Here is an 11,207-nt window from a genome sequence, read left to right on the forward strand (position 1 = left end):
CCGGCGCCCCCCCCCGCCCGGCGCCCCCCCCCCCCCCCCCGCGCCCCCCCCCCCCCCGCCATGTCGTATCTTCGCCCGCTCGCCTCCGGGGCGCTTTCGTCCGGTGCCGACGGTCGGCGCTCCCTCGCTCCTCCGTCGCTCCCTCGCGCTCTCCCTTTCGGCACCGGCGCGCCCCTTCGGCTCGGGGCGGGGTCGCCAGCCCTTCGGCTCAAGGGCGGGTGGCTTACGGGCAGCGGACCACTTGGCCGGCGTAGGCCAGGCCGCCGCCGAAGCCGAAGAGCAGGACCGGGTCGCCCGGGGAGAGCTCGCCGCGCTCGACCAGCTTGGAGAAGGCGAGCGGGATCGAGGCCGCCGAGGTGTTGCCGGATTCGACCACGTCCCGGGCCACCACCGCGTCGCCGAGGCCCAGCTTGGCGGCGATCGCGTCGATGATCCGCAGGTTGGCCTGGTGCGGGACGAAGCCCTTGAGCTCCGACGGGTCGATCCCGGCCCGCTCGCAGGCCTGCCGGGCCAGCGGGGCGAGCTGGGTGGTGGCCCAGCGGAACACCGACTGGCCCTGCTGGCTGATCACCGGGTCCCAGCCGGTGATCACCACGGCGTCGCCCCGTTCCGGCTCGGAGCCCCAGACCACCGGTCCGATGCCCGGCTCGGCGTCCTCCTCCTGGGCCTCGACCACCGCGGCACCGGCGCCGTCGCCGAAGATCACGCAGGTGGAGCGGTCGGTCCAGTCGAGGGTGTCGGACATCCGTTCGGCGCCGATCACCAGCGCGCGCCGCGCCGCGCCGGCCCGGATCGCGTGGTCGGCGGTGGCCAGCGCGTAGGAGAAGCCGGAGCAGACCGTGTTGATGTCGTAGGCGGCGGGCGCGCGGACGCCCAGCCGGGCAGCCACCGCGGCGGCGGTGTTGGGGCTGCGTTCGATCGCGGTGCAGGTGGCGACCACCACCAGGTCGATCTCCGCCGCCGTCCGGCCGCTGTTGGCCAGCGCCTTCTGCGCGGCCTCGGTGGCGAGGTCGACCAGGGTCTCGCCCTCGGCGATGTGCCGGGTGCGGATCCCCACCCGGGTGCGGATCCACTCGTCGTCGGTGTCGACGAATGCCGCCAGGTCGTCGTTGGAGAGCACCTTGGGAGGCTGGTAGTGCCCGAGTGCCACAATGCGCGAACCGCTCATGCTGCCATGGAACCGGGTTACCCGCTGGTCAGCCGGGCACGACCGGCTACAGGATCCGCAGCTGTGATCTGTAGGGGCTCCACAAGGCCCTTGGGGCGCCTGGGCCCGGGCGTCCGCCGAGGTCAGGCGGCCAGCGAGGTGGCGTCGCCCATCACGATCACCGGATGGGCGGCCGGGTCCAGGGTGCGGATCAGCTGGGCCATCTTGTCCTCGGGTATCGACACGCAGCCGTGGGTCGGGCCGTCGTGGTCGACGTGCAGCCAGATCCCGCCGCCCTTCTTGCTGCCCATCGGGCGGCGCATGTCGAGCGGGGAGCTGCCGGCGACCCGGTTGTAGTTGATCGCGACCACGTAGTCGAAGGAGCCGGCCAGCTGGTCGCCGAAGAAGCCCGTCCCGGAGACCACGAAGCTGGCGTCCTTGTCGTACGGGAGCTTGCTGCCGGGGTTGGCGTTGCGGCCACCGGCGTCGGTGAGGTCGAAGACGCCGATCGGGCTGCGCAGGTCGCCCTCGTTGTGGTCGGTGGTCCAGCCGTTCTTGCCGTTGTGGCCCTGCCAGGTCTCACCGGCCAGCCAGCGGCCCTCGGGGGTGCGGGTCCACAGCGTGACGCTGTTCCTGTCGGTGTCCTTGCCCTGGCCGGTGGCGACCACGACCTGGGTGGTCGCGGCGGGGATCTTCGCGGTGAAGGCGGCCCCGAGGCCGGGTATCGCGGTCAGGGAGCCGTCCGGGCGGGTCTCGCTGCGGCCGGCGGCCGCGGGGGCGCTCTGCCGGTCGGCGGCGGCCTGGACGGCCGCGGGGGCGGGCGTGACGGGGTGGTCGGGCTTGCTGACGCCCTCCGGCCCGGGGCCGTCGGCGGCCGCGGCGACGGACTTGGCGCCGTCCTGGCCGACGGTGTACCAGCCGGCGGCGGCCGCGACCAGCAACGCGGTGCCGGCCATCACGGCCTTGCCGTGTCGTTTCTGCTTCGCCTTGCGCCGCCGGCCCCGGGAGGCGGCCCGGCCACCGGGCGCGGGGGCCGCGGCGGCGATGGGCGTGACGGAGGCGAGGGGCGCGAGGGGCTCGACCGGTTCGGGCTGCTCGTACTCCGGCTGCCCGTACACCGGCTCCTGGTAGGCGGGCTCCTGGTAGACCGACGGCTCCTGGTGAGCGGTCCCCTGGTAGGCGGGCTCCGGCTCGACGACGTACGGCTGGAAGGGCTGGAACGGCTGCTCGTACGCCCCGGAGTACCCGTCGGCCGGCTGCCGGTACTCGCCGTAGTACTCCTGCGCGGCGGGCTGCGGGACGGCCTGCGGGTACGGCTCGTACGCCTGGTACGGCGCCTCGTGCGACTGCTGCGGCACCCCGTACCCCGGCTCCGGCATCGGCTCGTACGGCGGGTACTCGGTGGCGCGATGGGAACCGGACATGCCGTCGATCCTGCCAAACGCCCTACCCGTTGGTAAACCCGGGGCGCGTGCGGGAGCCGTGAAGACGCCGCCGCCCGGAGCGCGGGTGCGGTCCGGGCGGCGGGGAAAGCGCAGGTCAGAGGCGCATCGCCTGCGGGGTCTCGCGACGCGTCAGGTCGGGGCCGTCGTACTCGCGGATGATCTCGTAGCGGGTGTTGCGCTCCACCGGGCGGAAGCCGGCGTCCCGGATCAGGCCGAGCAGGTCCTCGCGGCCGAGCTTGTTCGGGGTGCCGAAGTTGTCCGCGTCGTGGGTGATCTTGTACTCGACCACCGAGCCGTCCATGTCGTCCGCGCCGTGGCTGAGCGCCAGCTGGGCGGTGGTGACGCCGTGCATCACCCAGAAGACCTTGACGTGCGGGACGTTGTCGAAGAGCAGCCGGGAGACCGCGAAGGTCTTCAACGCCTCGGCGCCGGTGGCCATCTCGGTACGGGCCATCAGCTTGTTGCGCACGACGCCGTCCTTCGAGTCGTGGAAGTCGTGCTGGTAGCGCAGCGGGATGAAGACCTGGAAGCCGCCGGTCTCGTCCTGGAGCTCACGCAGCCGCAGCACGTGGTCGACCCGGTGGCGGGGCTCCTCGATGTGGCCGTACAGCATGGTGGCCGGGGTCTTGAGGCCCTTGGCGTGCGCCAGGCGGTGGATCCGCGACCAGTCCTCCCAGTGGGTGTCGTGGTCGACGATGTGCTGGCGGACCTCCCAGTCGAAGATCTCCGCGCCGCCGCCGGTCAGCGACTCCAGACCGGCGTCGATCAGCTCGTCCAGGATCTCGTCGGCGGGCAGGCCGCTGATCTTCTCGAACCAGTGGATCTCGGTGGCGGTGAAGGCCTTCAACGAGACGTTCGGCAGCGCCGCCTTGAGCTCCCGCAGCGAGCGCGGGTAGTAGCGCCACGGCAGGGTGGGGTGCAGGCCGTTGACGATGTGCAGCTCGGTGAGGGAGTCGCTCTCCATCGCCTTGGCGAGACGGACGGCCTCCTCGATGCGCATCGTGTAGGCGTCCTTCTCGCCCGGCTTGCGCTGGAACGAGCAGTACGCGCAGGAGGCGCTGCAGACGTTCGTCATGTTGAGGTGGCGGTTGACGTTGAAGTGGACGACGTCGCCGTTCTTCCGCGTGCGCACGTGGTGGGCCAGCCCGCCCAGCCAGGCCAGGTCGTCGCTCCCGTAGAGCGCGATCCCGTCCTCGCGGGTCAGCCGCTCACCCGCGTAGACCTTCGCCTCCAGCTCGCGCTTGAGCCCTGCGTCCATGCGGTGACCCGCCTCCTCAGACATTCGATTCCTTGCCGGAGACGAGGTTACGCCTATGCCGACGGAGGCCGGGCGAGGGCGTGCCCCTAGGGCCCGTCTTCAAACTCCCGCCTGCGGGGCGACGCCGGGGCACGCACCCCAACGCCGCCCCGCCCGCCCTCCGGGTGGACGACGGGAGTTTGAAGACGGGCCCTAGGCGCTGAGCAGCTCGGCGAGCAGACCCGGGTCGATGTTGCCGCCGCTGACCACGGCGGCCACCGTCCGGCCCCCGGTCTCGGCGGCGCGGTGGAAGTAGGCGGCCGGGGCGACCGCGCCGGAGGGCTCGGCGACCAGCCGGCCGCGGCGGGCCAGCAGGGCGACGGTGGCGCGGATCTCGTCCTCCGTGACGGTGACGATGTCGTCGACGTAGGCGGTGAGGTGCTCGTACGGCAGCACGCCCACCGAGGGGGTGCGCAGCCCGTCCGCGAGCGTCCGGTAGGTGTCGGCGACCGGCCACTCCACCCGGCGCCCGGAGCGCAGGCTCTCCTGGGCGTCGGCGGCCAGCTCCGGCTCCACCCCGATCACCCGGACGCCTGGGCGGGTGAGCTTGAGCGCGGCGGCCGTCCCGCTGATCAGGCCGCCGCCGCTGACCGGCACCAGCACGGTGTCCAGCCCGGTCGGGGCGTCCTCGGCGATCTCCAGGCCCACCGTGCCCTGGCCCGCGATGATGAACGGGTCGTCGTACGGCGGCACCCAGACGAAGCCGAACCGCTCGGCCAGCTCGCCGGGCAGGGTGTCCCGCTCCCCCGGCGGGACGAGGATCACCTCGGCGCCGAACGCGCGGGTGGCCTCGACCTTCACGGCGGGCGAGGTGTCCGGCATCACGATCACGGCCTTGAGGCCGAGCAGCTGCGCCGCGTAGGCCACCGCCTGCGCGTGGTTGCCGCTGGACTGGGCGACCACGCCGCGGGCGCGCTCGTCCGGGGTGAGCGCTGCCAGCCGGTTGTAGGCGCCGCGGGTCTTGAAGGCCCCGGTCGGCTGGAGGTTCTCGGGCTTGAGCCAGAGCCGCCGCCCGTCCTCGGACGCCCAGGGGGCGGGGACCAGCGGGGTGCGCACGGCGACCCCGGCGATCCGCTCCCGGGCGGCGTGCAGCTCCTCCAGACCGACCAGTGCCATGCCGTCACTCTCCTTCGGGGGGGAGCTCGCTCACCCGGTTCTCCCACTTCGTGGAGAGTACGACGGTGGTGCGGGTGCGGGCCACGCCCTTCGTGCCCGAGATCCGCTTGACCACCGACTCCAGGCCGGCCACGTCGGCCACCCGGACCTTGAGCATGTAGGAGTCGTCACCCGCGATGAACCAGCAGTCCTCGACCTCGTTGAGGTCCTTCAGCCGGAACGCGACGTCCTCGTGGTCGGCGGCGTCGGTCAGCTGGAGACCGATCAGGGCCGTGACACCGAAGCCGAGCGAGGCCGGGTTGACCGTCGCCCGGTAGCCGGTGATCACACCGGCCTGCTCCAGGCGGTTGATGCGGTCCGTGACGCTCGGGCCGGAGAGTCCGACCAGTCGGCCCAGCTCGGCGTAGGACGCACGGCCGTTCTCCCGGAGCGCCTGGATGAGCTGTCTGTCCACCGTGTCCATATACCGTCCGCGTCCTTCCGAACCTCACCAGACCCACAGATCATTATCCGGATTCAAAGGCGCCGTGCGCTGAACGACCCGGATATCGCAGAGAAGATACTCTCCCGCCCTCGCTCTCCTTACTCCCCCTCAGCCCGAGCGGCCTCCCCGTCGCCCGGTTTGCGGGCGGCCGCGCCCAACTCGCCCTCCCAGCGCAGGTACAGGGAGTGCGGCACGCCGACGGCGTCCAGCACCCGGCCGGCCACGAAATCCACCAGTTCGCGCACGGTGGAGCCGCCGGCGTAGAAACCGGGCGAGGCGGGGAGCACGACGGCGCCCTGCGCGTCGAGTTCCACCAGGTGCTTCAACGTCACCCCGTTGAGTGGTGCCTCGCGCACGCAGACGACGAGCGGACGGCGCTCCTTGAGGGTGACGCTGGCCACCCGCTGGAGCAGGTCCTTGCTCAGGCCGAGCGCGATCCCGGCCACCGCGCCGGTGGTCGCGGGGACCACCAGCATCCCCTTGGCCGGGTACGAGCCGCTGGACGGGCCGGCCGCGAAGTCCCCGGCCGGCCAGTAGCGGACGTCGTCCAGGCCCTCGTCCGTGCCCAGCCAGCGGGCGAGGTCGGCGCGCCAGTGGGCGTCCCGGAAGGAGATGCCGGTCTCGTCCAGGATGGTGAGCCGGGCGGCCCGGCTGACGATCAGGTCCACCGCCTCGCCGGCGGCGAGCAGCGCCCGGATCACCGAGGCCGCGTACGGCGTCCCCGACGCTCCCGAGACCCCGACCACCCACGGCTGACGCTTCGCAGTTCCCATGGAGGCAATTCTGTCCCGCCCCCACCTGCGGCTCCGCCCCGGGCACCGCGGACCGGGCCCGCGCGGGCCCGCCCCCTGGGAGGATGGGCGCATGGCAGCGACCCTCGTCGACCTCACCCATCAGGTGACCACCGCGATGCCGGTCTACCCCGGCGACCCGGCCGTCCTGCTGGCGCCCGCGCTCACCACCGCCACGGCGGGGGTGAACGTGCTGGCCCTGCACCTCGGCTCGCAGTCCGGGACGCACGTGGACGCGCCGTACCACGTGGACGTCACCTGGCCGACCCTGGACGGACTGCCGCTGGAGCGGTTCACCGGCCCGGCCGTGGTCGCCGACCTGCGCGGGCTGGAGCCCCGGACGGCCGTCACCCCCGACCTGCTGGCGCCCGCGCTGGCGCGCTGCGCCGAGGGCACCGTCCTGCTGCTGGCCACCGGCTGGGCCCGGCACTGGGGCACCGACGCCTACCTGGCCCACCCCAGCCTGACCGCAGCCGCCGCCGAGGCGATCGTGGCCGCCGGGGTGCGGACGGTCGGGGTGGACGCGCTGAGCGTGGACCCCACCCCCGACCCGGGGCCGGAGGACCCTGCGGTCGCCGCACTGCTCGCCGACCTCACCGACGAGCACGACGGGCCCGACCCGGTGGAGGAGCCGACGCTGGCCGCCCACCGGGTGCTGCTGGGCGCGGACGGCGGCGGGGTGATCGCGGAGAACCTGACCGACCTGCGGGCGCTGCTGGCGGCGCAGGAGGCCGGCCGGCCGGTGGAGGTGTCGCTGTTCCCGCTGCGCCTGGTGGCCGCGGACGGGGCCCCGGTGCGGGCGGTGGCGCGACTGGGCTGACCGGCCCCGACCCGGGCCGCACTTGGTCTAGACCAACTCCGATGGCGCCACTAGGCTTTCCGGCCATGGCTGAGATCATCGGAGTGGTCGAGCGACTCTGGCGCTACCCCGTGAAGTCCACCGGCGGCGAGCGGCTCGACTCCGTCGACGTGGACGTGCGCGGCCTGGCCGGGGACCGCCTCTACGCCGTCCGCGACACCTCCGGGAAGCTCGGCTCGGGCAAGAACACCCGCCGCTTCCGCCGGATGGACGGACTGCTCCGGCTCTCCGCCCGCCTCGGCCGCCGGATCGACGGCCCCGAACTGTTCGACCCGCTCGGCCGCCCGGTCGACCACCCGACCGCCTTCCTGCGCGCCTACCTCCAGCGCGAGGACGTCGAACTCGCCCGCGAGGACGCCGTCCCGCACTTCGACCGACTGCCCGTCAGCGTGCTCAGCACCGCCACCCTGGACTGGGTCCGCGAGGCCGTCCCCTTCGCCGTGGTCGACGAACGCCGGTTCCGCCCCAACATCGTGCTGCGCACCCCGCCGGGCACCCCGCCCTTCGTCGAGGACGCCTGGCTCGGCCGGCAGGCCCACGGCGGGGCACCGGACAGCGCCCGGCTCGCCTTCGTCTCCGCCAGCGAGCGCTGCGCGATGAGCGGCGCCCCGCAGCCCGGCCTGCCGCACGCGCCGGAGATCCTCAAGGCGATCGTGCACGCCCACGACGGCCGGCTCGACGCCCTCGCCGAGGTCGCCGCCCCCGGGCGGCTGCGGCTCGGCGACCGGCTGGTGCTGGACTGAGTCCTGGTCACGGTGCCACGATGCCGACACCAGCGCCGATATAACCGCAGGTCAGAGCGGTCTCGAAGATTCCCCGAAAAAGTTTCGAACTCACCTGCAACCCCCGCGGCCCTTGCACGTCTATGTGAGTGAGCGGCGGGGAAACCCGCCGGAGCGGACCGCAGGCGACACCGGGGACACCGACCCCGGACCTCAGGTCCGACCCGTACCGAACTGATCGACCAGCAGCGCAAAGCTGCCGGTGAAACACCCTGGGGGGTATTCAGAATGTCCGTCGTGCGTGCACGCCGTTCCCGCTCCGCCGTCGTCACCGCCGCCACCCTGGGCGTGCTGCTCGCCACCGGCGCCGTGGTCGCCGCCCCGGCCGCCTACGCCGCCGACGCCCCGGCCGCCACCGCCTCCGCCGAGCCGACCGCCCAGGCCGCGGCCGACAAGCCGTCGCTGCAGGTCAACGCGCCGGAGACGGTCGGCCGCGGCGGGGAGCCGGTCGAGTTCACCGAGGCCGTCACCAACCCCGGCAGCACCGACGCCACGTTCAAGCTGCGGGTCAAGGCCACGACCGACGCCAGCCCCCTCGCGTACCAGGTCATCAAGGTCGAGTACCGCGACACGGACGGCACCTGGAAGCCCGTCACCGACACGGTGCCCGGCCTGGACGTCGCCGCCGGTACCACCCGGACCGTCCAGCTGCGCCTCACCACCGGGCTGCACGCCTACTGGAGCGACCGGGTGTCCACCGTCACGCTCAGCTCCGCCGTCCTGGACGCCACCGGCGGCACCGTCCTCGCCGAGAGCACCAAGGCGGTCTCGGCCCGGTACGTGACCATGACGGTCGGGAACGCGCCGACCACCGCACTCGTCGGCGGCGCGCCGGTCGAGTTCGACGTCACCATCGCCAACCCCACCGCCTCCCGCTTCACCAACGTCTCCAAGGTCGTGACGGCCAGCAAGTACAGCACGCTCCAGATGCAGAAGACCGACGGCAGCTGGCAGACCCTCACCGGCACCTCCCTCCCCCACGCCGACGGAGACCTCCGCTACCTGCTCGCGGACGACCGGAACCTGGCCCCCGGCGAGACCTTCACCCGGCACCTCCGCCTCGCCTACAACGGCGACGCGCCGATCGGCTCGACCACCGTCCACACGTGGGCGGAGCTCGACATGGGCAGCGGGTACTCGCCCACCTACGTCGGCCCCCAGTACATCGCGATCAACCTCGTCGGCTCCCCCCTGGGCCTGTCGGTGCAGGAGCCGTCGTCGATCGGCAACGGCGGTGGCAAGCCGGTCGAGTTCACCGAGACCGTCACCAACGCGAGCAGCTCCGACACGCAGTTCAACCTCAAGCTCGACGCCAGCAACCCGGCCGCCCGCAGCGACGGCCGCCTCGCCCTGGAGTCCCGTGCCGCCGACGGCACCTGGAACCCGGTCGGGCTCACCTTCACGCAGCAGCCCGACGGGTTCCACTTCATCGGCTCGCTCACGGGCGTGACCGTCCCCGCCAACGGCACCAAGACCGTCCAGCTGCGCCTCTCCGCCCCGCTCAACAACGACTGGGCCGGCCTGAACGGCACCGTCAAGCTCGCCTCGACCGTCCTCGACAAGGCGGGGCAGAGCACCCTCGCCTCCAGCACCAAGGACATCGCACTCAAGGCCCTCACCGTGCAGGCCAAGGGCGCGCCCACCAACGCCGTCCCCGGCGGCATCCCGGCCGAGTTCGACGTCAACTTCACCAACCCCAGCGCCTCGGCCTACGACAACGTGTCCCAGGTCGTCCAGGCCGACCGGCGCACCACGCTCCAGGTCCAGAAGGCCGACGGCAGCTGGGAGAACATCACCGGCGTCCCGACCAGCCAGCCGGGCGCCGACCAGGTCCTCTACCACCTCAGCGCGGACAAGAACCTGCCGGCCGGTAGCACCGTCACCAGGCACGTCCGCCTCGCCTTCACCGACGACGCCCCGATCGGCCGGACCTACGTCAACACCTGGGCCGTCCTCGGCGAGGGCAGCGACTACCCTGCCTTCGTCGGCCCGCAGGGCTTCCCCGTCGACGTCACCAGCACCCCGGCCGGCGGCAGCGACAAGGGCACTGGCACCGCCGTCAAGGCCGGCCTCACCACCACCACCGGTGGCGGCTCCAGCACCACCAGCACCGGCACCACGGCCGACAGCACCGGCACCGGCACCGGCACCACGACCGACACCCAGCTGGCCGGCGGCTCGCTCGCCCACACCGGCTCGGACGGCATGCTGGCGTCCGCCGCGGCCGCCGCCGGCCTGCTCGCCAGCGGCATCGGCGCCCTCTTCTTCGCGCGTCGCCGTCGCAACGCCTGATCCCGCTCCGAGAAGCACCCGAGCCCCGGCTCCCGGCACCGTCCGGCGGCCGGGGCTCGGCCGTTCCGGCCGCCCCTCAGCCCCGGGCCCGGCTCGGGCAGTCGAGCACCAGGCACTGCAGGGTGCCGATCACGGTTCTCCTCGGGGTCGGTTCAGGGGTTCCGGTGGCCCGGCCCGGGCAGGGCGACCGCCCGTAGGTAGGCCTCGACGAACAGGTCCAGCACCTCGTCCGGCGACGGCAGTCCGGCGCCGAACGCGGGCTCCAGCACCGGTCTCATCAGGACGTGGTTGAGCAGCGGGCCGAGCATCAGCTGGGCCAGCACCGGGAGCGGCAGCGGGCGCAGCCGCCCCGCCTCGGCGTACGGCAGCAGCAGGCGGGAGAGGCCGTCGAACATCCGCGGCAGGTGGGCCTCCATCATCCGGGCGGCGGGGCCGTCCGGGCGGCCGAAGAGGTCGGCGAAGACCGCCGGGACGACCCTCGGCTCGCGGTCGAAGGCCGCGGCGAAGGTGTGGTGGATCGCCCGGACGGTCTCCTCCAGGCTCTCCGGCGGGTCCGCGGCCAGTGTCTCCAGGTCCGGCAGCGGGCCGTACTGGAGGAAGACGGCGGTGAACAGGCCGTCCCGCCCCTCGAAGACGGTGTGCAGGCTGGGCAGTGAGCAGTCGGCCCGGTCGGCCACGGCGTCCAGGGTCACTCCGGCGAGGCCGCGTTCGGCGACCAGCCGGCCCGCCGCCTCGATCGCCCGTTCCCGCACCGGCGGCCGTCCGCCCGGGTCGACGCCGGCCTGCCGGACGGCCTCGTCCAGCGGGGCCCGGGAGCCGCCGAGGCGGCGCAGCAGGGTGCTGCGCGACATTCCGGCCGCCGAGGCGATCGCCGTCAGGGGGGGGGGCGGGGCCGCCCCCCCCCCCCGCCGGGGGGGGGGCCCCCGGGGGGCCGCCCCCCGCGGGGGGTTGTTTGAGACGTCGCGCGGGGGGAAATAAAAAAACAACCACCCCG

General features: G+C 73.4%; 10 protein-coding genes. 3 read left to right on the forward strand and 7 right to left on the reverse strand.

The genetic code is table 11. The annotated features are described in order from the left end of the window. Positions 1 to 223: 223 nt before the first annotated feature. The 6 genes from ACFWXO_RS08520 to ACFWXO_RS08545 all read right to left on the reverse strand — a co-directional run bounded on the left by ACFWXO_RS08520 (position 224) and on the right by ACFWXO_RS08545 (position 6,262). Positions 224 to 1,168 carry a beta-ketoacyl-ACP synthase III gene (locus ACFWXO_RS08520; protein WP_380522867.1) on the reverse strand — a complete coding sequence of 315 codons (945 nt, stop codon included), beginning with the start codon at positions 1,166 to 1,168 and terminating at the stop codon, positions 224 to 226. Between the two features lie 122 nt (positions 1,169 to 1,290). Continuing rightward, a complete protein-coding gene (locus ACFWXO_RS08525; protein ID WP_375881867.1) occupies positions 1,291 to 2,571 on the reverse strand; it encodes a L,D-transpeptidase family protein in 1,281 nt (426 codons plus the stop codon). Between the two features lie 115 nt (positions 2,572 to 2,686). Further along, a complete protein-coding gene (gene mqnE, locus ACFWXO_RS08530; RefSeq protein ID WP_375881866.1) occupies positions 2,687 to 3,850 on the reverse strand; it encodes an aminofutalosine synthase MqnE in 1,164 nt (387 codons plus the stop codon). Positions 3,851 to 4,042: 192 nt separating this feature from the next. Further along, the gene (locus ACFWXO_RS08535; RefSeq protein ID WP_375881863.1) at positions 4,043 to 5,005 is read right to left on the reverse strand and encodes a threonine/serine dehydratase; all 963 of its coding nucleotides are present in this window, start codon (positions 5,003 to 5,005) and stop codon (positions 4,043 to 4,045) included. 4 nt (positions 5,006 to 5,009) lie between these two features. Next, positions 5,010 to 5,468 (reverse strand): Lrp/AsnC family transcriptional regulator, encoded by a 459-nt coding sequence (locus tag ACFWXO_RS08540; RefSeq protein WP_030232219.1) that lies wholly within the window; start codon positions 5,466 to 5,468, stop codon positions 5,010 to 5,012. Positions 5,469 to 5,587: 119 nt separating this feature from the next. Further along, positions 5,588 to 6,262, reverse strand: a complete 675-nt coding sequence (locus ACFWXO_RS08545) for a UbiX family flavin prenyltransferase (RefSeq protein WP_375881861.1) — start codon at positions 6,260 to 6,262, stop codon at positions 5,588 to 5,590. 91 nt (positions 6,263 to 6,353) lie between these two features. On the opposite strand from ACFWXO_RS08545, the gene ACFWXO_RS08550 reads away from it, so the two are divergent. From ACFWXO_RS08550 to ACFWXO_RS08560, 3 genes are all read left to right on the forward strand, one after another. Further along, positions 6,354 to 7,100, forward strand: coding sequence for a cyclase family protein (locus tag ACFWXO_RS08550; protein ID WP_380399047.1), 747 nt, complete (start codon positions 6,354 to 6,356; stop codon positions 7,098 to 7,100). A gap of 65 nt (positions 7,101 to 7,165) precedes the next feature. Beyond that, positions 7,166 to 7,882, forward strand: coding sequence for an MOSC domain-containing protein (locus ACFWXO_RS08555; RefSeq protein WP_380522869.1), 717 nt, complete (start codon positions 7,166 to 7,168; stop codon positions 7,880 to 7,882). A 276-nt stretch (positions 7,883 to 8,158) separates the two neighbouring features. Beyond that, positions 8,159 to 10,213 (forward strand): LPXTG cell wall anchor domain-containing protein, encoded by a 2,055-nt coding sequence (locus ACFWXO_RS08560; protein ID WP_380522871.1) that lies wholly within the window; start codon positions 8,159 to 8,161, stop codon positions 10,211 to 10,213. A 152-nt stretch (positions 10,214 to 10,365) separates the two neighbouring features. Here the strand turns inward: ACFWXO_RS08560 and ACFWXO_RS08565 are convergent, their stop codons facing one another. Beyond that, positions 10,366 to 11,064: a TetR/AcrR family transcriptional regulator gene (locus ACFWXO_RS08565; RefSeq protein ID WP_380522872.1), complete on the reverse strand. Its 699-nt coding sequence runs from the start codon at positions 11,062 to 11,064 to the stop codon at positions 10,366 to 10,368. Positions 11,065 to 11,207 lie beyond the last annotated feature (143 nt).

Origin of the sequence: Kitasatospora sp. NPDC059088 (assembly GCF_042738155.1) — a bacterium.
GTDB lineage: Bacteria > Actinomycetota > Actinomycetes > Streptomycetales > Streptomycetaceae > Kitasatospora.

What these genes read in the sequence shown, in the direction of transcription:
- ACFWXO_RS08535 (WP_375881863.1), bottom strand. Translation starts at nt 5,005, where the DNA reads ATGGCACTGGTCGGTCTGGAGGAGCTGCACGCCGCCCGGGAGCGGATC.
- ACFWXO_RS08545 (WP_375881861.1), bottom strand. Translation starts at nt 6,262, where the DNA reads ATGGGAACTGCGAAGCGTCAGCCGTGGGTGGTCGGGGTCTCGGGAGCG.
- ACFWXO_RS08550 (WP_380399047.1), top strand. Translation starts at nt 6,354, where the DNA reads ATGGCAGCGACCCTCGTCGACCTCACCCATCAGGTGACCACCGCGATG.
- ACFWXO_RS08555 (WP_380522869.1), top strand. Translation starts at nt 7,166, where the DNA reads ATGGCTGAGATCATCGGAGTGGTCGAGCGACTCTGGCGCTACCCCGTG.
- mqnE (WP_375881866.1), bottom strand. Translation starts at nt 3,850, where the DNA reads ATGGACGCAGGGCTCAAGCGCGAGCTGGAGGCGAAGGTCTACGCGGGT.
- ACFWXO_RS08540 (WP_030232219.1), bottom strand. Translation starts at nt 5,468, where the DNA reads ATGGACACGGTGGACAGACAGCTCATCCAGGCGCTCCGGGAGAACGGC.
- ACFWXO_RS08525 (WP_375881867.1), bottom strand. Translation starts at nt 2,571, where the DNA reads ATGTCCGGTTCCCATCGCGCCACCGAGTACCCGCCGTACGAGCCGATG.
- ACFWXO_RS08520 (WP_380522867.1), bottom strand. Translation starts at nt 1,168, where the DNA reads ATGAGCGGTTCGCGCATTGTGGCACTCGGGCACTACCAGCCTCCCAAG.
- ACFWXO_RS08565 (WP_380522872.1), bottom strand. Translation starts at nt 11,064, where the DNA reads ATGTCGCGCAGCACCCTGCTGCGCCGCCTCGGCGGCTCCCGGGCCCCG.